Raw genomic sequence first — 24,877 nt, 5'->3', positions numbered from 1 at the left:
CGCGGCTGGTCCCCATACGCCAAGAAAGTGAGCGGGACTCCCGCTTTAGCTGCTGTTTCCGGTAACCTGTCGTTCGCCGATGGAGTCAATCTGGACGTAACCGGCCAGGGTGATGTTCTGCATTGTGCAGGGTTCGCCGATTCTCGGCCCGGTCACGGAAATCCTGATCTCGGAAGCAGACTTCCAGAGCCGCACTTTCTGCGGCGTCGTGCAGCCCACCGAGGACGCCGAGAGGTATACCCGATTCTCTTTCAAGTCCGTTCGGATCAGATGCCAGGGCACAGTCTCAGCAGGTTGCGAGGTCTGGTCCAGACGGAGTTCGGTGAACTCCGGAGTGATCGTCGAAATCCCCGGCTGTGGCAGAAGCTTCATGCTGGGCTGCGCAGCAGGAGGCTGCGCTCCGGTTTGCTGCCCGCAGGCAGCGAGTGACGCCGTCGACATCAATGCCGCGACGACGACTCCGACGCATAGCGTGCCCAAGCTGTTCCGGCCGCGTGCCATGTCCGCACCTTACCCCAACGGATTTCGGACAAAAACCTCCGGCGCCAGCAAACGCTAAGCAAAACGGCCACACCCGGGAGCACTCGCCGAAGAGCGTGGCAGACTAGCGGGATGGACAGCTCAGCCGTCGCGCAGCCAGCCGAAACCCACCGTGCCGGAACCCAGCCCGCCGGAATGTCCCCTGGGGAAGTCAGCGAGGAGCCGCCGCACAGCCCATACAACGACCCGCGCCGGCCGCTTGGACCCCGTGACCCCGGGGATGCCTGGGTGGAAGGTGAACAGGGCCGGTTCTGGGGCCGTTTCGGATCCGCGGGCCTGCTGGTTCACGATGCCGCCAGGGGAATCCTGCTGCAACACCGGGCGACCTGGAGCGACCAAGGCGGAACATGGGGGCTTCCCGGCGGCGCCCTGCACCAGGGAGAAGACGCCGTCAACGGCGCACTCAGGGAAGCCCATGAGGAAGCCGCCGTCCCGCCGGGGTCGGTCCGCGTGCTGTTCACCTCGGTGTTCGACGTCGGATACTGGTCCTACACGACGGTCGCCGCCCGGGTTGTGGAGCCCTTCCAACCTGAAATCAGCGACCACGAGAGCCTGGAATTACAGTGGGTGCGACTTGACGGCGTGAGCGACAAGGAGCTGCATCCAGGCTTTGCGGCTGCCTGGCCCGGGTTGCGACGCAGACTCCAGGACGGGCACGGAGACGCGGAGTAACACCCACGACGACGGCGGCCGCCGTCGCTTGAGACCCGATCGATCTGGCTCTGCGCACAACTGGCAGAACCGGCCGGCCCTCAGTGCCGGCCAGGAACCTCAGAACCGGCCGGGCACCTCAAAAGCGGTCAGGATCCTGACCAGGTCCCGCTGCAGCGTGGTCCAGCCTTCCAGGTCCTCAGGCAGCGCGTCGCGCTCGATTTGGTGTGCGGTCGCCAGTGCGGAACTGCCGGACGGCGTCAAGGCCACGGTGAATTGCCGCCTGTCGTGCTGATCCTTGGTTCGCGTGACCAGGCCTGACTCTTCCAGCCGGCCCAGCACCCTTCCCAACGACTGGCTTTGCACCGCGATTCGGCGGGCCAGCTGCTCTTGGTTCATCGGCCCGGCGAGAAGCCCCTGGAGGGCGATGACGGCGGCATGCGTCAGGCCGAGGGCCGCCAGCGCCTGATCCTTGCGGCGCTCCACCACTCTGGCAGCCATGGACAGCAACTGGTCTGTCCGCCATCCTTCGGATTCCTGCCAGGCCATCATCCGCGCGACCCGCGCCGGCAACCCGCGGCGGCTGTTTTCGCTTCCCGTACTGCTCGGGGAACGGCGGTCATAAAGCTCATGATGCCTCCCTCGTTCCGGTGGAAAAATGTGGGGTGCGCCGCTCGCGCTGTCCGCGCCCATGCTCCACAATAAGCATGCTTACTATAACTTTGGCAAGTCTACTTACTGTTTGCCGCAGCAAGGCACATTCGTGTTTGCCACCCTAAGGCGCGGCGGGTCCCCTCCTCCAGGCAATGAGGCACAGGGGCAACGGGGACGCCGGGTCAGGCTTGTTTGCGCGCGGGACGGCGCCGGTACAGCCAGAGCAAGCCCAGGATGGGCAGCAGCAGCGGGATGAATCCGTAGCCGCGTCCAAACAGGGACCAGACAGTCTCGTGCGGGAAGTTGGCCGCGTCGAACAGGCTCAGCGCGCCGACCACCAGGACCCCGACCAACTCGACCAAGATGGCCGTTACTGACACCTTGAACCAGGTCCGGCCGGCCTTCGCGAGGGAGACGGTTGCCACGATGTAGACGACAGCGGCGAAAGCGGACAACAGGTAAGCGAAAGGCGCCTCGGAGAATTTGGTGAGGATCTGGTAGCCGGCCCGTGCGGTGGCCGAGAGTGCAAACACAGCGTAGACGGCAATCAGCAGCCGGCCGGGTCCGGTATTACGCGTGTCCCGCCGCGTCGAATCTGCGGCGGCGCCACCGGTCCCACTGCCGCCGGTTCCGGCGTCGCCGGTGCGCTGCTCTGAAGCCGTCATGTTCTTCTTTGCCTCTTCCACGTCAGTACCAGATTTGATTCATTCGGGCGGCCATCACCAGGGCGGTGACGCCGACGGCGGCCAGCACGAAGTTGCTCCACCGGGTTCGTTCCAGGATGGCCCAGTACACCGCACCCACCGGCAGCAGCAGCGCCGTGAACAAGTAACCCCAGAACTCCCAGGGCTCCCCGGCGATCCGTTCCCCCGACGCAACCCGGACAATCGAACCGACCAGGTAGACCAGCAGGGACAGTTCGACGGCGGCCACCGACAGAATGGTCGCATCGTTGGGCGCCTTCCTCAGGATGCCGGCGCCGGCGCAAAGGAGGGTGGACAGCAGTCCGACCACCAGGATGATGTAGAAGTACCCGTCCACGGCTAGCCCGCCGGCTTCTCGGCAGCAGGCGGCTTCCCGGGAAGGTGCTTCTCATTGTCCGGGGCGAAGACCAGTACGGGCTTGGCGTAGTTGCCGGCGTCGGCCAGCAGCGCCACCAGCGTGCCGTCGGGCCCGAAGGCGGCCGCCGGCTTCTCCGTGGTCGCGGCGTCCGGCGTGCCGGCGGCACTACCGGCCGGGATTCGACGGCCGAAGGACAGTTCCGTGGTTTCCTCAGCGGTGAGATCGCGGTTGGGCATCAGCGCCCGGGCCGCCTGGGAAATCTCCAGGACGTCCAGCCCTCCGGCCAACTGCTCCAGCGTGCGGGCCTGGTCCAAGGTGTAGGGCCCAACCTGCGTCCGGCGCAGTGCAGTGAGGTGTCCGCCGACGCCGAGGGCCTCGCCGAGATCCCGGGCGAGGGCACGGATGTAGGTCCCGGAGGAGCACTCAACGGTCACGTCCAGGTCCAGGGCTTCGCCGCCCTGCGAGCGGCGTAGTTCGTGGATGTCGAAGCGGTGGATCGTTACGGGCCGCGCCGCGAGTGTCACCTCTTCGCCGGAACGGACGCGGGCATAGGCACGCTCGCCGTTGACTTTAATGGCGCTGACGCTGCTGGGCACCTGCTGGATCTCCCCGGTCAGGGCAGCGACACCGGCCCGGACGCTTTCCTCGAGGACCCCGGCGGCGCTGTGCGTTGAGGTCACCTCGCCTTCGGCGTCATCCGTGACGGTCGACTCGCCCAGGCGGATGGTGGCGGTGTAGGTCTTGGAGGTCCCCACGATGTAGGTGAGCAGGCGGGTGGCCTTGTTGATGCCGATTACCAGCACGCCCGTCGCCATAGGGTCCAGGGTTCCGGCATGGCCCACCTTCCGGGTACCGGCGAGCCGCCGCATCCGTCCAACCACATCGTGGCTGGTCCAGCCTTGCGGCTTATCCACTATCACCAGTCCAGAAAGCACGCCTCCCAGTATATCCGCGCGGGGACGGCGCCCTGCGCCCGCCGGCCGCCGGCCGCTAGTATGGCTGACATGCCAGAGCTAGCCGCCCACGTCCGCGACGTCGCCGTCAACCAGATCCGCGAGATCACCGAAGCCGCCTGGCATACCCCGGGCTCGATCGTGCTGAGCATTGGTGAGCCGGGCTTCGCCCTCCCCCGGCATGTCCTGGAGGCCGGTATGGCCTGCCTGGACCGGGATGAGACCAACTACACCCCCAACGCCGGCATTCCGGCACTGCGGGAGGCCTTCGCAGCGAGGTTCCGCGAGCACAACGCGACGCCGGTGGGTGCGGACCGGGTGTACGTCGTCGACGGCGCGCAGCAGGGACTGCACCTCGCGATGAGCCTGCTACTCTCCCCCGGCGACGAAGTCCTGATCCCCAACCCGGGCTACCCGACATTTGCGATGACCTCCAGCCTGCTGCACGCCGTCCCGGTACGGTATCCGCTATACCCGGACCATGACTTCCAGCCCCGGCTCGGGGACATCGAAGCTCTGATCACGCCGCGAACCAAGGTCTTGGTCCTCAACTCGCCATCCAACCCGCTCGGGGCCGTGCTGGGCGAGGAACTGACCCGCAGCCTGGTGGACCTGGCCGTACGCCACGACCTCTGGGTCATCTCGGACGAATGCTACGAGGCTTTCACCTACGACGTCCCGCACGTCAGCCCTGCCCGGTTCGACAGCGGCGTCCCCGGCGAGGCGCGGGTGTTCACCTCGCTGACCCTGTCCAAGACCTACGGGCTTACCGGCTTGCGGATCGGGGCGTTGATCTGCCCGCCGGGACTCGAGCAGAAGATGAACAACGTGATGGAGGCGATCGTTTCCTGCGTCGCGTCGCCCTCGCAGTATGCGGCCCTGGCCGCCCTGACCGGGCCGCAGGACTATGTCAGCCACGCGCACGCGCACTACCGCGCCAACCGGGACGCCGCGTCCGCCGTGCTGGCGGCCAAGGGCATCCCGTTCCTCAGCGCGCAGGGGGCCTTTTATCTCTGGGCGGACGTCTCGCACGTCAGCGGCGGCGACGTCCGGGCCTGGGTCCGGCGCTTCCTCGCTGACGCGGGCGTGGCTTTCGCCCCGGGCACCGCATTCGGCTCCATCGGTGAGGGCTGGATCCGCATTGCCTTGTGCGGCGCCCAGCCGGACCTCGTCGAAGGCCTGGGCAGGCTTCCCGGCCGCGGCGCAGCCCTCCGGTCCCTACCGCTTGAGCGCGCCAGGCAGTAGCCTGACCACACGCGGGGGCGCGCGGATTCACGGCCCTGCTGCGGACGGCGTTGGAGGAGGACCGGATGTGGTGGCAGGACTTGTTGTGGGGCATCTGGAACGGGATCACGGCCTGGGTCGTGCTGATCGCCCACGTCTTCGGGGCCTGGCAGGAGTTCCCCTTCTACAACACAGGGCGGGCCGGCAACTGGTATGACTTCGGCTTCCTGCTGGGCATGGGTTCACCGCTGCTGGGCGGACTGGGCGCCCGACGGCGGCGCTGACACGGCGGTCTCTAATTCATTGCCGGCTTTCCTCGGAGTGGTCCGTCAGCGCAGCGTCCAGCCAGCTTCGCAACGCGGCCGCCGGCGGCGCTCCGGCCTGCCGCGCCACCACTTTTCCGTCCCTAATCACCAGCAGCGTGGGTATTGCCTGCACATCGAAGCGCCGGGACAGCGCCGGCGACGTGTCAACGTCCACCTTGACCAACTTGACTCGCCCGGCCCGTTCCTGGGCCAGTTTGGCCAGCACCGGACTGACCATGCGGCACGGACCGCACCACGCGGCCCAAAAGTCGACCAGGGCCGGGACCGGGGACTGCTCCGCGACCGCGGCGAAGTCGGCGTCGCCGGCCTCTACAACCCACGGCAGGTCGCGGCGGCACTTGCCACAGCGCGGGTGGCCGGCCGCCACAACCGGGATGCGGTTGGTGGTGCCGCACTGGGGGCATTTGATCAAGACAGTCGTCACTGCCGGCCCCCACCGTTCCGCCCGCCCGCAGCCATGACTCCATGGGACACTCCGGCCGCGGCCGGACGTAGAGCCAAAAGTCCTATGGCCCGCCGCCCGGCAAATACGGAACCGACCGGGCCCGTGTCCGGGGCCGGCCGGTTCTGGTGGTGCTGTCGTGCTATTTGTTGCTGTCTTCGTCGAAGTTGGTGTCAACAGTGAGGTCTTTGTTTTCTTCGTCGAAGTCGTCCTCGTCGAGTTCGACATCCTCAGGAACATCGCTCTTGTACGGGTCGGCGTCGCCGGCGTGCTGGGCGCTGGCCGCAAGGGCTGCCACCTCGGCGTCGCGCTTCTTGGCTTCGCGCAGCAGCTGCTCGAGATTCGAGGCCACCACCGGAATCTGGTCGGCGACGAATTCGAGCGTCGGCGTCAGCCGGACAGTAATGCTCCGGCCGACCTCCTGACGCAGCACACCCTTAGCCTTCTCCAGGCCCTTGGCGGCATCGGCCTGTGCCAGCTCGTCGCCGAAGACCGTGTAGTAAACGGTGGCGTGCTGCAGATCATTGGTCACCCGCGCATCGGTCACCGTCACGCCCTCCAACCGGGGATCCTTCACCCTCCGGCCCAAAGCCTCAGCGACCACAACCTTAATCCGCTGCGCCAACTTGGCAGCCCGTGCGGGATCAGCCATTTCCACTCCTAAATTCTTGGGGTACGACGGCGCCTCTCAGGCGGGTCGCTCGTTTCAGTTTTCTGCCACGCACTACGGTGAGTCAACGACGGACTCCCGTTGGAATTTTTCCGGCGGCCTGGGAGTGGCATCGGGCCTACCGGAGCCGGGAAGCACTGGATCGCAGATCCAGTGCTTCCCGGCGTAGGGGTGGGGCCGCCGGAACATTCCGACGGCCCCACCACGAAGCAACACCCTAGACGCGCGGCTTTTCGCGCATCTCGAAGGTCTCGATGATGTCACCTTCGTTGACGTCGTTGTACGAGCCAAGACCGATACCACACTCGAAGTCCGTGCGGACCTCGGTGGCGTCGTCCTTGAAGCGCTTGAGCGTCTCAACGGAGAGGTTGTCGCCGATGATCTTGCCGTCGCGGCTGATGCGGGCCTTCGTGTTGCGCCGGATAACACCGGAGCGGACGATCGAGCCTGCAATGTTGCCGAACTTGGAAGAACGGAACACTTCGCGGACCTCGGCGGTGCCAAGCTGGACTTCTTCGTACTCCGGCTTAAGCATGCCCTTGAGAGCTGCTTCGATGTCATCGATTGCTGCGTAGATGACGGAGTAGAAGCGCATGTCCACGCCTTCGCGGTCTGCCAGATCGGCAACACGCTCGGCGGGCTTGACGTTGAAGCCGATGATGACGGCGGAGTCGACAGTTGCCAGGTTGACGTCGTTCTGCGTGATCGCACCGACACCGCGGTGGATAACGCGGAGCTGGACACCCTCGCCGACGTCGATCTTGAGCAGCGCGTCTTCGAGGGCTTCAACCGCACCGGACACGTCACCCTTGAGGATGAGGTTAAGAGTGTCGATCTTGCCTTCGGCGACGGCCTTGTCGAAGTCTTCAAGGCTGATGCGCTTGCGACGCTTGGCCAGGGCGGCGTTGCGGTCGGCGGCTTCACGCTTCTCGGCGATCTGGCGGGCGGTGCGCTCGTCAGCGGTCACGAAGAAGGTGTCACCGGCACGCGGGACGTTGGACAGACCCAGCACCTGGACGGGGCGGGACGGGCCGGCCTCGGTCAGGACGCTGCCGTCGTCGTCGAACATGGCGCGGACGCGGCCGTGGGCCGTGCCTGCCACGATCGTGTCGCCGACGTGCAGCGTACCGGACTGGACCAGGACGGTGGCCACGGAACCGCGGCCCCTGTCCAGGTTGGCTTCGATCGCGATACCGCGGGCATCCTTGTTCGGGTTGGCGCGCATGTCCAGGGCAGCGTCCGCGGTGAGCAGGACAGCCTCGAGCAGCTCGTCGATGTTGAGGTTCTGGCGGGCAGAGACCTCCACGAACATGGTGTCGCCACCGTACTCTTCCGGAACCAGGCCGTACTCGGTCAGCTGGCCGCGGACCTTGTCCGGGTTGGCGCCTTCCTTGTCGATCTTGTTCACTGCCACGACGATCGGCACGTTGGCCGCCTGGGCGTGGTTGAGGGCTTCAACGGTCTGCGGCATGACGCCGTCGTCCGCTGCGACCACCAGGATGGCGATGTCGGTAACCTTCGCACCACGGGCACGCATGGCGGTGAACGCTTCGTGGCCCGGGGTATCGATGAAGGTGATCCGGCGATCGATGCCTTCGTGGTTGTGCGTGACCTGGTAGGCACCGATGTGCTGCGTGATGCCGCCGTGTTCGCCCGCCATAACGTCGGACTTGCGGATGGCATCGAGCAGCCGGGTCTTACCGTGGTCAACGTGACCCATGACGGTGACAACCGGAGGACGGGCCTCGAGGTCTTCGTCGCCTTCGGCTTCCAGTTCTGCTTCAAAGTCAATGTCGAACCCGGACAGCAGCTCGCGCTCCTCGTCCTCCGGCGAGACGACCTGGAGCTTGTAGCCCAGCTCCTCGCCCAGCAGGGCAAAGGTTTCCTCGTCCAGCGACTGCGTGGCCGTGGCCATTTCGCCGAGGTGGAACAGCACCGTCACGAGCGCGGCGGGGTTTGCCTCGATCTTGTCGGCGAAGTCCGTGATGGACGAGCCGCGGCGGAGCCGGACAATGGTGTTGCCGTCGCCGCGGGGTACGCTCACGCCACCCAGCGACGGGGCACTCATCTGCTCGAGTTCCTGGCGCTTGGCGCGCTTCGACTTGCGCTGCTTGCCGCGGCCTGCGCCGCCCTTACCGAAGGCACCCTGGGTGCCACCGCGACCGCGGCCACCCTTGCCGAAGCCACCGCCGGCCGGAGCGCCGCCGCCGCCTGCACCGGGAGCACCGGTGCCGGGAGCGCCACCCGGGCGTCCCGGACCACGGCCGCTGCCACCGGGACGGCCTGCACCAGCGGGTGCCGGACGTTCGGTGCGGTTAGGCATCATGCCGGGAGTCGGACGGTTTCCGCCGGCTCCGGGACGGGCGCCGGGAGCGCCGGCCGGACGCGGTGCGCCGGGGCGGGGGCCGCCTGCGCCGGCTGCCGGACGGGGACCACCCGGACGGGGACCACCAGCACCTGCCGCGGGACGGGGGCCACCGGGGCGTTCGCCCTCGGTACGGCTTCCGCCCGGACGCGGCATGCCCTGGGATGGAGCGAACGGGTTGTTGCCCGGACGGGACGTACGTTCGTTGTCGCCGCCGCGGCCGCGGGGCATGCCCTGGGACGTGGCGAACGGGTTGTTGCCCGGACGGGGACCGCCCGGACGCGGTGCAGAGCCGCCCTGGCGTGCCGGGGCGGCCGGGGCCTCGGCCTTCGGTGCCGGACGCGCGCCGGGCTTGGCGCCAGCGGCGGGAGCCGTCGGGGCCTGTGCCGCAGGGGCCTGGTCGGCCGGTGCTGCCGGGGCCTGGGCAACCGGAGCGGCGGGCGCCACGGAAGACGCTGCCGCCGGAGCCGGGGCTTCGGTCTTGGGTTCGGCGGCCTTGGGCGCGGCGGGAGCCGGCGCGGGCGCCGGTCGGGTCGCTGCGTGGCTTGCCTTAGGGGCGGACGCGGGCGCTTCAGACTTCGGAGCGGCGGCTGCGTCGGGGAAGGCGTTGCGGAGTTTTCGCACAACGGGGGCCTCAATGGTGGAAGAGGCGGAGCGAACAAATTCGCCCAGTTCCTGCAGTTTGGTTACTGCATCTTTGGAAGTAATACCGAGCTCTTTAGCAAGCTCATGTACGCGGACCTTGGCCACATTTCTCCTGTCTCGGTCCGCACCGAGCCAGGCACGAACCGTCTACTTCTTAATGCGGGCCTCCGCCGCGAGTGCAGCTGAAAGGCCCATTGCAGAGCGCAACAAAGTTGTCATCGTTGCGCACTCATCGCTGGGAACTCATCGGGTTTCCATCAGTTTTCTGACCCGCTTTCAGGTTGGTCGGTTGTTGCTGCGGCCACCGGGGTGTCCACAGCCCGCGTGCCTGTCATGATCCGGCGTTCGACGTCGGGGGTCAGGGCAGCGCCGTTGAGGGCGCGTCCGAACGCTCGACGTTTGACCGCCAGTGCCAGGCACTTTTCGCTGGGGTGCAGCCATGCTCCCCTGCCAGCCATCCGGCGTCGTTCATCAAGCACCACAGCGGATGAACCGCGGGCGTCGGCGACGAGCCGGAGTAGCTCCGACCGCAGACCCTTCTTCCGGCATCCGATGCAGGTGCGGTGCGGCTGATTCCCGAGGTGTTGCACTTCTGCCACTACGAGTATCTTCCTGCCAGTACGCAATCTGCCGGCCCCGCTGCTTCCGAGCACAAACCCGGACGCACTGGAGACACGAGGATACCGGCCGTTAGGCGCGGTCGTGTCTATTCTAGCCCCTTTTCCGGGCCGCTCTGGGGCCGCCGCCCGAAACCGGGCGAACACGGCATAGAAAGGGCAGGGCACAGGGCACAGGGCGGGGACGCCGCCGGGCGGCCTCCCCGCGCCAATTTGTCGGGATTACTTGTCGCGGTTGTCCGCGGCGTCGGAGACGATGTCGATCCGCCAGCCGGTCAACTTAGCGGCCAGGCGGGCATTTTGGCCCTCCTTGCCGATCGCGAGGGACAGCTGGTAGTCCGGCACGACCACGCGGGCGGACCGGGTGGCCTCGTCCGTGATGGTGACCGAATTCACGCGCGACGGCGACAGGGCACTGGCGATGAACGCGGCCGGTTCGTCGCTGTAGTCGACGATGTCGATCTTTTCGTCGTTCAGCTCCGTCATCACGGCGCGGACGCGTGAGCCCATTTCGCCGATGCAGGCGCCCTTGGCGTTGACGCCGGGGACGTTCGCCTTCACCGCGATCTTGGTGCGGTGGCCGGCCTCGCGGGCCAGCGCCACAATCTCGACCGAGCGGTCGGCGATTTCCGGAACTTCGAGTTCGAAGAGCTTCCGCACCAGCCCCGGGTGGGACCGGGACAGCGTGATGGAGGGACCTTTGGTGCCGCGGTGCACGTCGATCACGAACGCGCGAAGCCGGTTGCCGTGGGTGTACTTTTCACCGGGAACCTGCTCGGGCGGCGGCAGCAACGCCTCCACAGTTCCGAGATTCACCTGGATCATGTGCGGGTTGTTGCCCTGCTGGATGGTGCCGGCCACCAGTTCGCCCTCGCGTCCCTTGAACTGGCCCAGCACGTTGTCGTCCTCGGCGTCGCGGAGGCGCTGCAGGATGATCTGACGCGCCGTGCTCGCCGCGATCCGGCCGAAGCCGGCAGGGGTGTCCTCAAATTCGCCGATGGGCGCGCCGTCGTCGTCAATCTCGGTCGCCCAGATGGTCACGTGGCCGCTCTTGCGGTCCAGTTCCGCGCGGGCCTTCTCGAAGGCCCCGGGCGTCTTATGGTAGGCCACCAGCAGGGCCTGCTCGATGGTCGGGATCAGGAGATCCAGCGGGATTTCGCGCTCACGCTCCAGGAGCCTCAGTGCGCTCATGTCAATATCCATTAGGCCTCCTCGGAAGGTCCATTGTCGTTCTCCAGGCCGGCCTCTTCGAGGCGGCTGAACTCTATCTCGACTTTTCCACTGCGGATCCTGTCGAAAGGAAGCTTGACGGGTTCGCCCTGCTTGGGCTTCATCCCCTTTTTGGCGGCCAGCTCCGGGACCAGGGTCACGCCGCCGCCGTCCACGGACTGGATCCGTCCGGTGACGTTGTCGTCCTGGATCACGTTGACTGTGACCAGGCGTCCTCGCGCGCGGTGCCAGTGCCGTTCCTCCGTGAGCGGCCGCCCCACCCCGGGTGAGGAAACCTCGAGGTCGTAGGGGCGGGAGTCTGTGCTCGGATCGTTGTCCAGGACGTCGGAGAGGGTCCTGGAAATCTCGGCGATGACGTCAAGACTGACGCCGCCGGTCTCCTCTTGCGGCAGGTCCACCACTACGTGGACCACCCGGTTGGCGCCGGCGATGTGGATGGAAACATCCTCCAGGTACAGCCTGTTCGCCAGGACTGCAGGCTCCAGCAGGGTGTGCAGGCGTTCGGCCTCCGGATTGTGAGCGGGTACGGCCTCAGCCTTCCCCGTCCCGGTCCGGTCTGTCGAAGTCGTGGCTTCTGCGTTGGTCATGATGCCGCCCGTCTCCCGCTAGATGATGTTGTGCCTACTAGCCTAGCGATATTCCCGGCTTCGTGGTGCACTCCAGTTCCCGGCCGGCATGACAACATGGTCTGTTGTGAAAGACGACAGCGGGGTAATGCGATCGCGGGTCCGGCTCCCGGCTCACCTTCCGCGCATCGCCCTCCTCGTCTGCCTCGCCCTCCTGGTGATCAGCCTGGGTCTGGTGTTCAAGCCCGGCAATCCGCCGGAACCGCTGAAACTGACGGTGTCCGAACGGACCCGAGCAGCCGCACTGGCCGATGCCCTGCAGTTGCGGGACTCCGGCGAACAACTGGGGGCCGCTGCCGGGGGCCCGGCCGTTTCCGCTCCCGCGGCGGGCGCCCCGGCAGGGAGCGCCCGGACGGTCCTGATGCAGACTGTGAGTTTGCTGACAACCCATGCCCGGGCCCTGCTCCGTCCCGGCCAGGCTCCGGCGGCCGCCTCGTCGACACCGTCGCCGGCTTCCGCTCCGGCCACCGCCGCCGGATTGGCTTCGGCACTGGCCAGCAGCGGCCGGCAGCGGCTCGCCGACGCCGGCGCGGCCGACGGCGGGACGGCCAGGCTCCTAGCCGCTGTCGGAACCGCCCAGCTGCTTCAGTCCACCGCCCTCGCCGCCGCTGCCGGCGCCCCTGACCCGGCGAGCGGACCGCCTGACCCGGGACCGGCCGTCCCGACCGCGGCGGCCGGATCCTGCCCGACGGCGGGCGGTTCGCCGTCGTCCGCCCCCGTCGCTAGCGCCGGGACTCCCTCCGGGAGCGCAGGGCTGCCCGGTGCCTTGGCAGCGCTGGTCAGCAGCGAGTCGGAAACCATCTACGGCTACCAGGTGGCGCTGACACGCCTGGACGGCGCCGCCGCAAAGTCGGCCGCAGAGCAACTGGCACACCACGAGGCGCTCCTCGCCGGCGTGGAATCCCTGAGCCGCTCGCATTGCGCCTCGATCCCGCCCCAGGAGCCCGGCTACGCCCTGGACCCGGCGTTCCTGGCCTCGCCCGGCCCCGGCCTGGCCGCATTGGAGTCCACATCGCTGCCCGCCTACGGCGACCTCGTGGCCCTCAGCGACGGTGACACCCGCCAATGGGCCATCGCGGGGCTGCTCGGCGCCGCCCGCCGGACCGCCATCTGGGGCGCGGCTCCCGGCCCCATGCCGGGCCTGGCCGTGGACCCGGCATCACTGCCCGCCCTGCCCGCCGGCTGACACCGTCCCCAAGGTCCGGCTTACCTTGCTTAGCCTTGGATTGCTGGCAAGCCGGGCACCCTGGTGATTTGCTGGAGTCATGGAGACCACCGGCACAGCAGCCTTTCATAACAACGAGCCCCACCACAACGACATTGCGCAGCGGCTGAACTGGCTCCGCGCCGGCGTGCTGGGCGCAAATGACGGCATCGTCTCGGTCGCCGCCATCGTGGTCGGTGTCGCAGGCGTGACCACCGATTCGGGCCCGATCCTCATCGCCGGCGCCGCCGGCCTCGTGGGCGGCGCCATCTCGATGGCCCTAGGCGAGTACGTCTCGGTCAGCAGCCAGAAAGACAGCCAGCAGGCGCTGATCGAGAAGGAACGCCGCGAACTGGCCGAACAACCCGAAGAGGAACTGGCCGAGCTCGCCGCCATCTACCAGGGCAAGGGCCTCAGCCCGGAAACCGCCCAGCGGGTGGCCACGGAACTGACAGCACACGACGCCCTCGGCGCCCACCTGTCCGCCGAACTGCACATCGACGAGACGGACATCGTCAGCCCGTGGCATGCGGCCTTCGCCTCCGCCATCGCCTTTTTCATCGGCGCCATCCTGCCGATGCTCGCCATCCTGCTGCCGCCACAAAACATCCGCGTTCCGCTGACGTTCGCGGTGGTGCTGATAGCACTGGCGGCTACCGGAGCCATCGGCGCCTGGATCGGCGGCGGCTCCCAGCTGAAGGCGGCCGTCCGGGTGGTCATCGGCGGGGCCGTGGCGCTCGTGGCGACCTTCCTGATCGGCAGCTGGCTCGGCGCCAGCGGCATCGCCGCCTGACCGGCTGACCGGCTGGAACTGGGCCGTACCTTCGCTGGAACTGGGCCGTACCTTCGCTGGAACTGGGCCGTACCTTCGCTGGAACTAGGCTGGAGGCGATGACAATGCCAGCAGCCGTCCCGATCCCGCCCGAGCTTACCCGCCGCTACGGCGGCAGCGCCGAGGGCCGGGCCTGGCTTGCGTCCCTCCCCCGGCTGATCGATCGTTGCCTGGAGCAGTGGCGGCTCGTGCCTGATCCGGCTCGCGGCGCCCTGCCGTGGCACGGACACGGCGCCGTCGTGGTCCCGGTCAGCGGGCGCGCCGCGGGGAGCTTTGCGGGAAACCGGGAGCGGCATGCCGGGACGGCGGTCCTAAAGCTCGCCTTTTCGCACCCGGAGGCACTGGCCGAACGCCACGCCCTGGAGCTGTGGGGCGGCCTTGGCGCCGTACAGGTCTTTGAAGCCGACCAGGACGCGGGCGCCCTGCTGCTCGAGCGGCTCGACGGCGGCAGCTCGCTGCAGGACGTGCCGCTGGACGCCGCCGCTCACGTCTGGGGCGGCCTGGTCCGCCAACTGAGCATTCCGCCGGACAGCCGGCCGCAGTGGAGCGAGTTCGGCCAGATGGCAGCCCGCGCCGAGCAGTGGAGCGACGAACTGCCGGAGAGCTGGGAGCTGCTGGGTCGGCCGTTCCCGCGCTGGCTGTTGGAGGCGGCGCTGGAGGTCTGCCAGACCCGCGGCGCCGTCGGCCGCCGGTCCGGCACGGACGTCCTGGTGCACACGGATCTGCACTTCCTGAACGTCCTCGCCCGGCCGGACGTCCCGGCGGGGCCCGGCCCCGGAGGCTTCGACGGCGCAGAATTCACGGCCGCCGACTTCAAGGCGATCGACCCGCGGCCCATGCTCGGCGAAGCGGAGTTTTCCGTGGCCCCGCTGCTATGGAACCGGCTGGCCGAGCTGCCGCGCACCCGCCCCGCCGAGGCCCTCCGCGCGCGCTGCCTGGACTTCAGCGCCGCCGCCGGACTCGACGGCGAGACCGCCCGGCAGTGGGCATTGGCCCGCGGGGTGGAGAACGCCTTGTGGTACGCGGCGAACCGCAACCACGACGCTGATCTGGCCCGCTCGCTGTGGGTGGCCAGCACCCTCGCCGGGAACACGCTCCCCGGCCTGCCTGCCCCGCAGGACCTGCCGGCGCCCGGGGAAGGTGCCAAAAGGTCGGGCTAACTCTTTCCGTGTCCCTGGACCGCAGCCACCGCGTCGCTCACGGCGGCGACGGCGACTGCCACGTCGGCGTCGTCCGTGCTCCAGTTGCTCACCGAAATCCGCAGGATGTCCCGGTCCTGCCAGCGTGAACCGGACATCCAGACCCGGCCGTCGGCAATGATCCGGGCCGTCACCGCGCGGGTGGTGGCATCATCGCCGAAGGCCAGCGAGACCTGGGTGTAGTCGACGTCGTTGAGCACCTCGACGCCGTCCAGTGCGGACAGCTGCTGCGCCAGTTCTCTGGCGTGCAGCACGAGCCCGCGGACCTGGCCGGCCACGCCGTCCCGGCCGAGCGATTTCAGCGCGGCCCAGACCGGCACCCCGCGGGCCCGGCGGGACAGCTCCGGAACCGTCTCGAAGGGGTCGGCCGCGCCGTCCGCATCCTGGATCAGGTAGCTGGTGTGCACGCCCATGGCCGCCCGCAGCGCCTGGGCGTCACGGACCACGGCGATCCCGCAGTCGTAGGGGACGTTGAGGGTCTTGTGCGCGTCCGTGCCCCAGGAGTCGGCGCCCTGCAGTCCGGCGGTCAGCGCCGCGAGCTCGGGCACGGCGGCGGCCCACAGTCCGAACGCACCGTCCACATGGACCCAGGCGCCGTGGGCTTTGGCGACGGCGATGGCTTCTTCGAAGGGATCGAAGGCGCCGGAGTGCAGATTCCCGGCCTGCAGGCAGACCAGCAGCGGTGGGCGGACCGATCCAGCACCGCCGGGGGCGTTGGTGGGGCCCTGGTCCACGGCGCGGTCCAACGCACGGTCCAGTTCCGCGGGGTCGATGCGGCCCTGCGCGTCAGCGGGTACGACCGTGGGCCGGCCCAGCCCCAGGTACCGCAGGCCGAGGTCGATCGTGTCGTGCCGTTCCCGGCCCACGAAGCAGCGGATCCGGGGCGCGCCGGCGAGGCCATCGGCGTCGAGGTCCCAACCGGCGTCGGCCATCAGCCGCCAGCGTGCGGCGGCGAGGCCGGTGAAGTTGGCCATCGTGGCGCCGGTGGCGAAGCCGACGTCGGCTCTTTCGGGCAGCCCCAGCAGGTCCAGCAGCCATTTGCCGGCGGCTTCCTCGATGGCCGCCGTGGCGGGGGTGGCGAAGCGCAGCCCCGCGTTCTGGTCCCAGGCGCTGACCAGCCAGTCCGCGGCCAGCGCGGCCGGCAGGGTGCCCCCGATGACCCAGCCGAAGAACCGTCCGGACGGCATCGCCATCAGCCCGGGATCGGCCTTCGTTGCCAGATAGTCCACCACCTCCGCTGCCGGGGTGCCGTCCCGGGGCAGCGGGCCGCCGAAGTCGGCCGCGAGGTCGGCCGCGCTCACCCGCGGCCCAACGGGACGTGTTCCCTGGCTGTCCAGCCACTGGAGTGCGTGCCGGGACGCGGCGGCCAGGGCATCGCCGTAACGCTCTTGGGGTGCTGACATAGCTGCATGCTACGCCCGCGGCCATGCGCAGGGCAGTCCATTTTGGGGCAGTTCCTGCAGGATTTCCGGGACTAGCCGAAGGCGTCCTGCCAGACGTCGGAGCCGAGCTTGATGATCAGGGCCCCCACCACGACGAGTAACACGACCCGGATGAACTTGCTGCCGCGGCTGACGGCCGTCCGGGCGCCGAGGTAGCCGCCTGCCATGTTCGCGGCGCCCAGGACCAGTCCGAGGCCCCAGAGCAGCGAACCGTGCGGCAGGAAGAACAGCAGGGCACCGGCATTCGTGGCCATGTTGACGATCTTCGCCTTGGCGCTGGCTTCCAGGAAGGCGTAGCCCATCGCGGACACTAACGCGATGATCAGGAACGATCCGGTTCCCGGGCCGATCATGCCGTCGTAAAAGCCGATCACGGCGCCGATCAGGCAGGCCACGAGATAGTGCCGTCGGCCGTCGTGCCGCAACCGGGTCAGCCCGCCCACGTTGGGCCGGAGGGCGGTGAACAGTGCGACGGCGACCAGCGCCGCCACGATGATCGGCTTGAACACGCTCGCCGGCAGGGTCGCTGCCAGCACGGCCCCGCCGAAGCTGCCGGCCAGCGCAATGACCGCCATCGGCACGGCGGTGCGCAGGTCCGGCCCGACGCGCCGGTAGAACGTCACCGCGCTGGTGGTGGTGCCGAAGATGGACCCCATCTTGTTCGTTGCCAGGGCCTGCACCGGGGTGATCCCGGGGACCAGGAGCATGACCGGGAGCTGGATCAGTCCTCCGCCGCCCACCACTGCGTCCACCCAGCCGGCGGCGAAGCCGGCGACCACCACGAGGATCAGCGTGGCGAGCTGTATCGTTTCAAGGCCGGAGACCATACTCTGCGACGCCCGTGGCGCGTCAGTTGTTGCGGACGGCGTTGACCACGTGGTCAACCGCCTTGTCCACGGCGATGTTCTCGGCCTCGCCGCTGCGGCGGTCCTTGATCTCCACGACGCCGTCCACCAGCCCGCGCCCGACGGCGAGGATGGTCGGGACGCCCACCAGTTCGGCGTCGCCGAACTTGACGCCCGGGGATACCTTGGGGCGGTCGTCGTAGATGACCTCGAGGCCGGCGGCCTCCAGTTCCATGGACAGCTTTTCGGCGGCCGCGAAGATCTCCTCGCCGCGGCCGACCGCGACGACGTGGACGTCGGCCGGTGCAACGGCCCGGGGCCAGATCAGGCCCTTGTCATCGTGGTTGGACTCGGCCAGGGCGGCCACGGCGCGGGTGACGCCGACGCCGTAGGAACCCATAGTCACGACGACCTGCTTGCCGTTCTGGTCCAGGACTTTCAGTTCCAGGGCTTCGGCGTACTTGCGTCCGAGTTGGAAAATGTGGCCCATCTCGATGCCGCGGGCGGTTTCCAGGGGCCCGGAGCCGTCCGGGGCCTCGTCGCCCTCGCGCACCTCGGTGCACTCGATGACGCCGTCCCAGCCGAAGTCCCGGCCGGCGACCAGGCCGAAGACGTGCTTGCCGGCCTCGTTGGCGCCGGTGACCCAGGCGGAGCCGCTGACGACGCGGGGATCCACGAGGTAGAGCAGCTTCGAGGCGCCCTCGGCCCCGAGCAGCGGGGCATCCAGGGACAGGCCGGGGCCGATGTAGCCCTTGACCAGGAGCGTCTGCTTCTTGAGGTCCTCTTCGTTGGCTGCCTCGAGCACGATTTCACCGCCGATGGGCAGGAAGGCGCCGATGTTGGCCTCGACGCGCTTGAGGTCCACGCCGCGGTCCCCGGGCACGCCGAGCACGACGATCTGGCGTTCACCGGTCGGCAGCGTGACGGCGAGGACGACGTTCTTGAGCGTGTCCGCGGCGGTCCAGGCGCCGCCGTCGGCCTCACTGCGGGGAACCAGGGCGTTGGCGGCGTCGACGAGCGTGCCGATCGTCGGGGTGTCGGGGGTGTCCCGGACCTTTGCGGCCGGGGCGTGGCTGAAGTCGATGGCCGCGGGCACCACGGTGGTCACGGCCTCGACGTTGGCCGCGTAGCCGCCGGGCGAACGGACGAAGGTATCCTCGCCGACCTCGGTCGGGTGCAGGAATTCCTCGCTCTTGGAGCCGCCCATGGCGCCGGCCGTGGCCGCGACCGGAACGACGTCCAGGCCGAGGCGCTCAAAGATCTTCAGGTAGGCGCCGCGGTGCGCGGCGTAGCTGGCGTCCAGGCCGGCATCGTCGACGTCGAAGGAGTAGGAGTCCTTCATGATGAATTCGCGGCCGCGCAACAGGCCGGCCCGGGGACGGGCCTCGTCGCGGTACTTGTTCTGGATCTGGTAAATGCTCAGCGGCAGGTCCTTGTACGAGGAGTACAAGTCTTTGACCAGCAGGGTGAACATTTCCTCATGTGTGGGGGCCAGCAGGTAGTCGTTGCCCTTGCGGTCCTTAAGCCGGAAGATGCCCTCGCCGTATTCGGTCCAGCGGTTGGTCACCTCATAGGGTTCCTTGGGCAACAGCGCCGGGAAATGGACTTCCTGCGCACCGATGGCGGCCATTTCCTCACGGATGATCTGTTCGACCCGGCGCAGTACGCTCAGTCCCAGCGGAAGCCAGGTGTAGATGCCCGGGGCCGCGCGGCGGATGTAACCGGCACGGACCAGCAGCCGGTGGCTGGCAACTTCGGCGTCGGCGGGGTCTTCACGCAGGGTGCGCAGGAACAGCTTGGAGAGTCGAAGGACCACTGGAGAGGTATCCGTTTCTGAGGAAGTGCGGGGCGTACTGGATATTTACGAAAATTGTCCAGCTACCAATCTACCGTCTGCCGGCGGGCGCATTCCCCGGCGGAAAGGGAAGAGCCACGCCATGACGCGGAAGCCCCTGGCCGTTTCCGGCTGGTCATCCCGTGATGGCGTGGCTCCCGCGACCCCGGAGCCGCACGTTCCCCGGCTGCCGGTTTAGCCGGTCCCGCCGTAAAGCGGACCTGCAGCCAAGGGGCGGTTTCATTCCTGAGAGCGCTCGCACCTGCTCGGCGCGGCTAGCTAGAACCTATGTGATCCGTACCACCAAAACAAGAGTCTTCAACCAGATTTCTGACAAACTTTCTGTCAATAAGATGACTAAAAAAGTACGGTAGCGAAGGTGCCCACCTGGCGGAACCCGACCCGTTCATAGCTGGCCCGGGCGCGGGTGTTGAAGTCGTTGACGTACAGGCTCGTCACGGGGGCCAGGGTCTGGGCGAGGACCACGACGCCGGCCATATAGCCGGCGCTCCTGCCCAGCCCGCGGAACGCCGGGTTCATCCAGACGCCCTGCACCTGCGTGACATCTGCGGTGACCGCGCCGAGTTCGGCCTTGAACACCACCTCACGGTCCGGACCCAAGTGGACCAGCGAATGGCCGGAGCGGATCAGTGCCTTGACGCGGCGGCTGTAGTACTCGCGGCCGCCCAGATAGGGCGAATAGCCCACTTCCTCCTCGAACATGGCAGCGCAAGCCGGCAGGATCCGGTCGAAGTCTGCGGGCTGGCCAAAGCCCAGGGCGGGGTTGGGCTTGAGTCGGGGCGGCCCGGCGATGCTCATGAGCGGCTGGTCGGCGCGGATCTCCTGCGCGGTGCTACCCAACTGTTCCAAGGCCGCGTACAGCGCCACGACCGTCTCGGCCGGTCCGAAGATCGACGCGTAACGGCGGCCGGCATGGTGCGCGGCGGCTGCTACCAGGCCGGCGAGTTCCGGATCCAGCTGCACGGGTACCAGGTTTGCGCCCGCCCAGCACGCCCCCAGAAGCGAGCCGCCGTCGAACACGCCGAAGATGCTGGCGCCGCCTGCGGTGGGCGCCGCCGTTGAGGCGGTTTCGAGGTGGGAGAGGATAAAGACGTTGGCGACGGCGTCCTGCCGGGCAAGGTCCAGCAGGGCGCCGGTGTCCTCGCCGGCCAGGACCCGAACGGTAAGGCCGGCCGCGGGGCCGGCCGAGCCGTCCCTACGAGACGCTAACCACGGGGCCACCCTGGACAGCATTTTCGCCATCGGACTCCCCCATCTCTTCCGCGAGACGCATTGCCTCTTCGATCAGTGTCTCAACAATCTGGTCTTCGGGGACAGTCTTGATGACCTCGCCCCTCACGAAGATCTGGCCCTTGCCGTTGCCGGAGGCCACGCCCAGGTCCGCTTCCCGGGCCTCGCCGGGGCCGTTGACCACACAGCCCATGACGGCGACGCGCAGCGGAACCTCCATGCCCTCGAGACCGGCGGTGACCTGCTCGGCGAGGGTGTAGACGTCCACCTGGGCGCGGCCGCAGGACGGGCAGGAAACAATTTCGAGCTTGCGCGGGCGCAGGTTCAGCGACTGCAGAATCTGGTTGCCCACCTTGATCTCCTCCACCGGCGGGGCGGAGAGGGAGACCCTGATGGTGTCGCCGATGCCGCGCGAGAGCAGCGCACCGAAGGCGGTGGCGGACTTGATGGTGCCCTGGAACGCCGGTCCCGCCTCGGTCACGCCGAGGTGCAGCGGCCAGTCCCCTTTTTCCGCGAGCATCTCGTAGGCGGCCACCATGATGACAGGGTCGTTGTGCTTGACCGAGATCTTGAAGTCGTGGAAGCCGTGCTCTTCGAACAACGAGGCCTCCCAGACCGCGGATTCCACCAGGGCCTCCGGTGTGGCCTTGCCGTACTTCTTCATGATGCCCGGCTCCAGCGAACCGGCGTTGATGCCGATCCTGATCGAGGTTCCGTGGTCTTTGGCCGCGCGGGCGATTTCCTTGACCTGGTCGTCGAACTTGCGGATGTTGCCCGGGTTGACGCGGACGGCCGCGCAGCCGGCCTCGATTGCGGCGAACACGTACTTGGGCTGGAAGTGGATGTCCGCGATCACCGGGATCTGGGACTTGCGGGCGATGATCGGCAGGGCCGCGGCGTCGTCGGCCGAAGGGCACGCGACCCGGACGATGTCACAGCCCGAGGCGGTCAGCTCGGCGATCTGCTGCAGGGTGGCGTTGATGTCCGTGGTCGGAGTCGTGGTCATCGACTGCACGCTGATCGGCGAGTCGGAGCCGACGCCGACCGAGCCCACCTTGATCTGGCGGGTCTTTCGGCGCGGGGCAAGTACGGGGGGCGGTGCGGACGGCATTCCCAGGCTGACCGAGGTCACATGGACTCCTCTTGAATCTCAGGATCGATGGCGGGCGGGCGGTGCGGGCGGGCGGTGCGGGGCTAGGCGACGTGCCCGGCCAGCAGGCCGGTCAGCGGAGCCCACCCCATCGTGCGGATGCCGGAAATGGCACCGGCACCGGCGAAGGGGTCCTGCTTCAGAATCTCGTTCAGGGCTTGTTCGTCGGCCGCCTTGAAGATGAGCAGGGCGCCGGCGCCGTCCGAATAGGGGCCGCTGGCAAGGAGCGTGCCGTCCTGGGCGAGCCCTGCGGTCCATTCGCGGTGCGCGGGCCGGGTGGCGGCGCGGGTTTCGGCGGATTCGGCATCGTAAACATACTCAACAGCAAAAACAGTCATACCGATACCCTATCGCCCCGGCCCGTCAGCCGCCGCGGCCGGGGAGCGTCAGCCGAGGAGGAGCACCTTGACCAGTGCCGCCACTCCGGCAGCCCAGAGCAGGGAGGTGAGGGTGCCGATGATGAACCGCTCGGCGGCTACCGGTGTTTCCTTGAGTTCCGCGAAGCGTCCGAGGCCTTTAATCGCGACAACGTAGGCGATCGCCACGGGCTGGCCGGTCAGGATCGCCAGGCAGACGGCCAGCCGCTCGAGCACGCCGATGATCGCGCCGCCGCGCAGGATCCGAGTGCTGGTTCCCTGGGCCGCCGGAACGGGCACGGTGCCGCCGGTGCTCCCCTCCGCGGGCAGGGCGGGCGCCGGAGCCGGCCGGGTGATCTCGCCGTCGACCGCCCCGTCCGGCGCTGGACCGCCGGAACCCGGGCCGCCGGAACCCGGGCCGCCGGAACCCGGGCCGCCGGACCCCCGGCCGTCCGCCCGGTCATCGAAGGTCCGGGCCAGCCGGAACACCAGGGCGGTGACCGGCCAGCCGGCGAATCCGGCGGCCAGCAGGGCCAGGGTGATCCAGAGTGCGCTCACCGGTCTCCTTCGCTACGTGCTTGCGGGGCGGCGTCGTCCGTCCCGGTGGTCAGGCTATGCGCCAGTGCCAGCAGCATTTCAGCAGCTGGCCTCGCCGCCCATTCTTCCTGCCAGCCGGAGCGAAGCAGTGCGCGGCTCACCGACTGCTCGGTGATTCCGAGTTGCCGGGCCGCGATCTTTTGCGTGCCGTGGGTGGCCGTGTGGCCGTTCTGGATGCCACGCAGCACGTCCGCCACTTTCCACTGCGCGGCGGTTCGGTCCTGGACGAGGCGCCCGATCAGCCGCAGTACGGCTTCAGCATTCGCAGCCGCTTGCGCCCCGTGCGCCTCTTCCGCCGCGCCCCGCCCCGGGATTGCGGTGATCCCCCGCCGGCGGCCGCCGGCGACGATCGAGAGGGGGACGTGGGAGGACGCGGACTTGGCCCGTTCCACCGCGAGACGGGCCGCCACGAAGGCTGGACCCGATCCTTCCCGCGGGCTGGCGGGTAGCGGCAGCTCCACCGGGCCCACCCCGATTCCCACGTACCAGTGGCCGCTGCGGAGCGCGTGCAGGGCGATCTCCACCACCTCGTCCGGGCGCTGCAGGACGCCCTGGACTTCATCGCCGACGGAGCGCTCGAAGTGCGCGTCGGGGCACAGGGCTGCCAGTTCGGCCAGGAGCTCCGGGACGCGGTCGACGTCGGCGGTGCTGCCGCGCTGATCAATCGTCAGAACGTACATGTCCCAACCCTAAGGGGCTGATTCCACTAAATCAACCACTTACAGCTGATTACTCAAAATCAGCCTAAATGAGCTGATAACAATAAATGGCTGCGATCCGGTTTCGACCGCGGAGGCCGGTGGCGGGGGCCTGTGGCGGGCACTCAGCTAGCCGAAGAGGTTGACCGGCTTGACGATATCCGCGTAGATCAGCAGGGCGGAAATGCCCATCAACAGCACGGCCACGACATACGTCACAGGGAGCAGCTTGGCGATGTCGAAGGCGCCGGGGTCGGGCCGGCCGAACAGCTTGGCGATCCGGCGGCGGGCGCCCTCATAGAGCGCCCCGGCCACGTGGCCGCCGTCGAGCGGCAGCAGCGGGACGAGGTTGAACACGGCCAGCGCGAAGTTGAGCCCCCCAAGCAGCCCGACCAGGGCGGCGACGCGGCTCTGCAGCGGAACCTGTTCCATGGCGGCAACTTCACCCGCCACGCGGCCCACCCCGACGACGCTGATGGGACCGTTGGGGTCGCGGGGTTCCTCGCTGAAGGCCGCCTGCGCCACCCCCGCCACCCGGGCCGGCAGGTTGAGGACGACGCCGGCGATCTGTTTGATGTTTTCGCCGGCCAGCGGCAGCACGGCCGTGGCCGGCTGTTGCACCAGCGCGGTCTGGGCGCCGATGCCGAGGAAGCCCACGTCCTGGTAGCTGGGCTTGCCGGCGGCGTCCTTGGCCTGCCGGCCGTCCTGTCCGAGAACCGGGCGTGCGGACAACACGGGGGTGACCGTGGTGGTGACGGGGGCGCCGTCGCGCTCCACCGTGATGCTGACCGGCCTGTCGGCCGAGGCACGGATCCAGCCGGTCAGCTCCTCCCAGCTAGTGACGGTTTTGCCGTCAAAAGACGTGATCCGGTCGTTGGGTTTGAGGCCGGCCGCGGCCGCCGGGGTGGGCTTGCAGTCGGCGGAGTTGGGGTCCACCGTCTGCCCTGCCTTGACCTGGCATTTGGAGACGTCCGCGATGGTGGTAGTGGACGCCGCCACGCCGAAGCCCATCAGCAGCACGGCGGTCAGCGCCACGCCGATGAGCAGGTTCATCGCCGGGCCGCCGAGCATGATGATGACCTTTTTCCAGACCGGAAGCCGGTAGAAGACGCGGTTCTCGTCGCCGGGGCCGATCTCTTCGTGCGCCAGCGAGCGGGCATCGGACGCGAGCGACTGGAACATACCGGTGCTGGAGGGCCGGACGCTCCCGTCGGTCTTGTTCGGCGGGTACATGCCGATCATCGAGACGAAGCCGCCCAGCGGGATCGCCTTCACGCCGTACTCGGTCTCGCCTCGACGCTTAGACCACAGGGTGGGCCCGAAACCGATCATGTATTTCGTGACGCGCACCTTGAAGAGCTTGGCCGGGACAAGGTGCCCCACTTCGTGCAAGGCGATGGACACGGCGATGCCGATCACGACGAAGACGACGCCGAGGATAAAGAGTACAACGGGGCTCATGCT

At 68.3% G+C, this 24,877-nt stretch carries 26 protein-coding genes; 6 read left to right on the top strand and 20 right to left on the bottom strand.

Annotated features, from left to right (window positions below; genetic code table 11):
- Nucleotides 1-45: 45 nt before the first annotated feature.
- On the bottom strand, nucleotides 46-501 hold the full coding sequence (locus ABIB14_RS04305; RefSeq protein ID WP_354234303.1) for a hypothetical protein: 456 nt from the start codon (nucleotides 499-501) through the stop codon (nucleotides 46-48).
- 111 nt (nucleotides 502-612) lie between these two features.
- Between ABIB14_RS04305 and ABIB14_RS04300 the strand changes: the two genes are divergently transcribed.
- Entirely contained in the window at nucleotides 613-1,212 is a 600-nt protein-coding gene (locus ABIB14_RS04300) for an NUDIX domain-containing protein (RefSeq protein WP_502909602.1), read from the top strand.
- 99 nt (nucleotides 1,213-1,311) lie between these two features.
- On the opposite strand, the gene ABIB14_RS04295 is transcribed toward ABIB14_RS04300, so the two are convergent.
- From ABIB14_RS04295 to truB, 4 genes are all read right to left on the bottom strand, one after another.
- On the bottom strand, nucleotides 1,312-1,743 hold the full coding sequence (locus ABIB14_RS04295) for a MarR family winged helix-turn-helix transcriptional regulator (protein ID WP_354234302.1): 432 nt from the start codon (nucleotides 1,741-1,743) through the stop codon (nucleotides 1,312-1,314).
- A gap of 284 nt (nucleotides 1,744-2,027) precedes the next feature.
- The gene (locus ABIB14_RS04290; RefSeq protein WP_354234301.1) at nucleotides 2,028-2,510 is read right to left on the bottom strand and encodes a hypothetical protein; all 483 of its coding nucleotides are present in this window, start codon (nucleotides 2,508-2,510) and stop codon (nucleotides 2,028-2,030) included.
- 22 nt (nucleotides 2,511-2,532) lie between these two features.
- Nucleotides 2,533-2,886 (bottom strand): hypothetical protein, encoded by a 354-nt coding sequence (locus ABIB14_RS04285; RefSeq protein ID WP_354234300.1) that lies wholly within the window; start codon nucleotides 2,884-2,886, stop codon nucleotides 2,533-2,535.
- A gap of 2 nt (nucleotides 2,887-2,888) precedes the next feature.
- Nucleotides 2,889-3,842 carry a tRNA pseudouridine(55) synthase TruB gene (gene truB, locus ABIB14_RS04280; protein ID WP_354234299.1) on the bottom strand — a complete coding sequence of 318 codons (954 nt, stop codon included), beginning with the start codon at nucleotides 3,840-3,842 and terminating at the stop codon, nucleotides 2,889-2,891.
- A 69-nt stretch (nucleotides 3,843-3,911) separates the two neighbouring features.
- On the opposite strand from truB, the gene ABIB14_RS04275 reads away from it, so the two are divergent.
- Entirely contained in the window at nucleotides 3,912-5,105 is a 1,194-nt protein-coding gene (locus ABIB14_RS04275; RefSeq protein WP_354234298.1) for a pyridoxal phosphate-dependent aminotransferase, read from the top strand.
- Between the two features lie 65 nt (nucleotides 5,106-5,170).
- Nucleotides 5,171-5,368, top strand: a complete 198-nt coding sequence (locus tag ABIB14_RS04270; protein ID WP_354234297.1) for a hypothetical protein — start codon at nucleotides 5,171-5,173, stop codon at nucleotides 5,366-5,368.
- 16 nt (nucleotides 5,369-5,384) lie between these two features.
- On the opposite strand, the gene trxA is transcribed toward ABIB14_RS04270, so the two are convergent.
- From trxA to rimP, 6 genes are all read right to left on the bottom strand, one after another.
- On the bottom strand, nucleotides 5,385-5,834 hold the full coding sequence (gene trxA, locus ABIB14_RS04265; RefSeq protein ID WP_354234296.1) for a thioredoxin: 450 nt from the start codon (nucleotides 5,832-5,834) through the stop codon (nucleotides 5,385-5,387).
- Nucleotides 5,835-5,994: 160 nt separating this feature from the next.
- A complete protein-coding gene (gene rbfA / locus ABIB14_RS04260) occupies nucleotides 5,995-6,504 on the bottom strand; it encodes a 30S ribosome-binding factor RbfA (RefSeq protein ID WP_354234295.1) in 510 nt (169 codons plus the stop codon).
- Nucleotides 6,505-6,739: 235 nt separating this feature from the next.
- Complete coding sequence (infB, locus tag ABIB14_RS04255; protein ID WP_354234294.1) at nucleotides 6,740-9,637, bottom strand: translation initiation factor IF-2; 2,898 nt, start codon at nucleotides 9,635-9,637, stop codon at nucleotides 6,740-6,742.
- A gap of 152 nt (nucleotides 9,638-9,789) precedes the next feature.
- Entirely contained in the window at nucleotides 9,790-10,131 is a 342-nt protein-coding gene (locus tag ABIB14_RS04250) for a YlxR family protein (RefSeq protein ID WP_354234292.1), read from the bottom strand.
- Between the two features lie 240 nt (nucleotides 10,132-10,371).
- Nucleotides 10,372-11,352 (bottom strand): transcription termination factor NusA, encoded by a 981-nt coding sequence (gene nusA / locus ABIB14_RS04245; protein ID WP_354234291.1) that lies wholly within the window; start codon nucleotides 11,350-11,352, stop codon nucleotides 10,372-10,374.
- A complete protein-coding gene (gene rimP / locus ABIB14_RS04240) occupies nucleotides 11,352-11,966 on the bottom strand; it encodes a ribosome maturation factor RimP (protein WP_354234289.1) in 615 nt (204 codons plus the stop codon). The genes nusA and rimP overlap by 1 nt, the downstream gene beginning before the upstream one ends.
- Nucleotides 11,967-12,072: 106 nt before the next feature.
- On the opposite strand from rimP, the gene ABIB14_RS04235 reads away from it, so the two are divergent.
- From ABIB14_RS04235 to ABIB14_RS04225, 3 genes are all read left to right on the top strand, one after another.
- Nucleotides 12,073-13,191, top strand: a complete 1,119-nt coding sequence (locus tag ABIB14_RS04235) for a ferritin-like domain-containing protein (RefSeq protein ID WP_354234288.1) — start codon at nucleotides 12,073-12,075, stop codon at nucleotides 13,189-13,191.
- 79 nt (nucleotides 13,192-13,270) lie between these two features.
- A complete protein-coding gene (locus tag ABIB14_RS04230; protein WP_354234287.1) occupies nucleotides 13,271-14,002 on the top strand; it encodes a VIT1/CCC1 transporter family protein in 732 nt (243 codons plus the stop codon).
- Nucleotides 14,003-14,100: 98 nt separating this feature from the next.
- Nucleotides 14,101-15,201: an aminoglycoside phosphotransferase family protein gene (locus ABIB14_RS04225; protein WP_354234286.1), complete on the top strand. Its 1,101-nt coding sequence runs from the start codon at nucleotides 14,101-14,103 to the stop codon at nucleotides 15,199-15,201.
- On the opposite strand, the gene ABIB14_RS04220 is transcribed toward ABIB14_RS04225, so the two are convergent.
- From ABIB14_RS04220 to ABIB14_RS04180, 9 genes are all read right to left on the bottom strand, one after another.
- Nucleotides 15,198-16,643, bottom strand: coding sequence for a pyridoxal phosphate-dependent decarboxylase family protein (locus ABIB14_RS04220; RefSeq protein ID WP_354234285.1), 1,446 nt, complete (start codon nucleotides 16,641-16,643; stop codon nucleotides 15,198-15,200). The genes ABIB14_RS04225 and ABIB14_RS04220 overlap by 4 nt on opposite strands.
- Nucleotides 16,644-16,714: 71 nt before the next feature.
- Nucleotides 16,715-17,509 (bottom strand): sulfite exporter TauE/SafE family protein, encoded by a 795-nt coding sequence (locus tag ABIB14_RS04215; RefSeq protein WP_354234284.1) that lies wholly within the window; start codon nucleotides 17,507-17,509, stop codon nucleotides 16,715-16,717.
- Between the two features lie 22 nt (nucleotides 17,510-17,531).
- Entirely contained in the window at nucleotides 17,532-19,343 is a 1,812-nt protein-coding gene (locus ABIB14_RS04210; RefSeq protein WP_354234283.1) for a proline--tRNA ligase, read from the bottom strand.
- Between the two features lie 375 nt (nucleotides 19,344-19,718).
- Nucleotides 19,719-20,615: a GNAT family N-acetyltransferase gene (locus tag ABIB14_RS04205; RefSeq protein ID WP_354234432.1), complete on the bottom strand. Its 897-nt coding sequence runs from the start codon at nucleotides 20,613-20,615 to the stop codon at nucleotides 19,719-19,721.
- A complete protein-coding gene (ispG, locus tag ABIB14_RS04200) occupies nucleotides 20,578-21,744 on the bottom strand; it encodes a flavodoxin-dependent (E)-4-hydroxy-3-methylbut-2-enyl-diphosphate synthase (RefSeq protein ID WP_354234282.1) in 1,167 nt (388 codons plus the stop codon). Before ispG ends, ABIB14_RS04205 begins: the two co-directional genes overlap by 38 nt.
- A 62-nt stretch (nucleotides 21,745-21,806) precedes the next feature.
- Nucleotides 21,807-22,100 carry a YciI family protein gene (locus ABIB14_RS04195; protein ID WP_354234280.1) on the bottom strand — a complete coding sequence of 98 codons (294 nt, stop codon included), beginning with the start codon at nucleotides 22,098-22,100 and terminating at the stop codon, nucleotides 21,807-21,809.
- 48 nt (nucleotides 22,101-22,148) lie between these two features.
- Complete coding sequence (locus ABIB14_RS04190) at nucleotides 22,149-22,676, bottom strand: hypothetical protein (protein ID WP_354234279.1); 528 nt, start codon at nucleotides 22,674-22,676, stop codon at nucleotides 22,149-22,151.
- Nucleotides 22,673-23,395, bottom strand: a complete 723-nt coding sequence (locus ABIB14_RS04185) for a MarR family transcriptional regulator (protein WP_354234278.1) — start codon at nucleotides 23,393-23,395, stop codon at nucleotides 22,673-22,675. The genes ABIB14_RS04190 and ABIB14_RS04185 overlap by 4 nt, the downstream gene beginning before the upstream one ends.
- 147 nt (nucleotides 23,396-23,542) lie before the next feature.
- Complete coding sequence (locus ABIB14_RS04180) at nucleotides 23,543-24,874, bottom strand: M50 family metallopeptidase (protein WP_354234276.1); 1,332 nt, start codon at nucleotides 24,872-24,874, stop codon at nucleotides 23,543-23,545.
- Nucleotides 24,875-24,877: the final 3 nt, after the last annotated feature.

Origin of the sequence: Arthrobacter sp. UYEF3 (assembly GCF_040546245.1) — a bacterium.
In the GTDB taxonomy this organism is placed as follows: Bacteria; Actinomycetota; Actinomycetes; order Actinomycetales; family Micrococcaceae; genus Arthrobacter.
Note: the sequence above shows the minus strand (reverse complement) of the source record. Positions and strands in the feature narration are given on the sequence as shown.

Bases quoted from the DNA above. Each gene is read 5' to 3' on its own strand.
- rbfA (WP_354234295.1), bottom strand. From the start codon at position 6,504: ATGGCTGATCCCGCACGGGCTGCCAAGTTGGCGCAGCGGATTAAGGTT.
- ABIB14_RS04215 (WP_354234284.1), bottom strand. From the start codon at position 17,509: ATGGTCTCCGGCCTTGAAACGATACAGCTCGCCACGCTGATCCTCGTG.
- rimP (WP_354234289.1), bottom strand. From the start codon at position 11,966: ATGACCAACGCAGAAGCCACGACTTCGACAGACCGGACCGGGACGGGG.
- ABIB14_RS04295 (WP_354234302.1), bottom strand. From the start codon at position 1,743: ATGATGGCCTGGCAGGAATCCGAAGGATGGCGGACAGACCAGTTGCTG.
- ABIB14_RS04225 (WP_354234286.1), top strand. From the start codon at position 14,101: ATGACAATGCCAGCAGCCGTCCCGATCCCGCCCGAGCTTACCCGCCGC.
- ABIB14_RS04305 (WP_354234303.1), bottom strand. From the start codon at position 501: ATGGCACGCGGCCGGAACAGCTTGGGCACGCTATGCGTCGGAGTCGTC.
- nusA (WP_354234291.1), bottom strand. From the start codon at position 11,352: ATGGATATTGACATGAGCGCACTGAGGCTCCTGGAGCGTGAGCGCGAA.
- ABIB14_RS04195 (WP_354234280.1), bottom strand. From the start codon at position 22,100: ATGACTGTTTTTGCTGTTGAGTATGTTTACGATGCCGAATCCGCCGAA.
- ABIB14_RS04300 (WP_502909602.1), top strand. From the start codon at position 613: ATGGACAGCTCAGCCGTCGCGCAGCCAGCCGAAACCCACCGTGCCGGA.
- ABIB14_RS04275 (WP_354234298.1), top strand. From the start codon at position 3,912: ATGCCAGAGCTAGCCGCCCACGTCCGCGACGTCGCCGTCAACCAGATC.
- ABIB14_RS04290 (WP_354234301.1), bottom strand. From the start codon at position 2,510: ATGACGGCTTCAGAGCAGCGCACCGGCGACGCCGGAACCGGCGGCAGT.
- ABIB14_RS04220 (WP_354234285.1), bottom strand. From the start codon at position 16,643: ATGTCAGCACCCCAAGAGCGTTACGGCGATGCCCTGGCCGCCGCGTCC.
- ABIB14_RS04230 (WP_354234287.1), top strand. From the start codon at position 13,271: ATGGAGACCACCGGCACAGCAGCCTTTCATAACAACGAGCCCCACCAC.
- ABIB14_RS04205 (WP_354234432.1), bottom strand. From the start codon at position 20,615: ATGCTGTCCAGGGTGGCCCCGTGGTTAGCGTCTCGTAGGGACGGCTCG.
- ABIB14_RS04185 (WP_354234278.1), bottom strand. From the start codon at position 23,395: ATGTACGTTCTGACGATTGATCAGCGCGGCAGCACCGCCGACGTCGAC.
- ABIB14_RS04180 (WP_354234276.1), bottom strand. From the start codon at position 24,874: ATGAGCCCCGTTGTACTCTTTATCCTCGGCGTCGTCTTCGTCGTGATC.
- ABIB14_RS04270 (WP_354234297.1), top strand. From the start codon at position 5,171: ATGTGGTGGCAGGACTTGTTGTGGGGCATCTGGAACGGGATCACGGCC.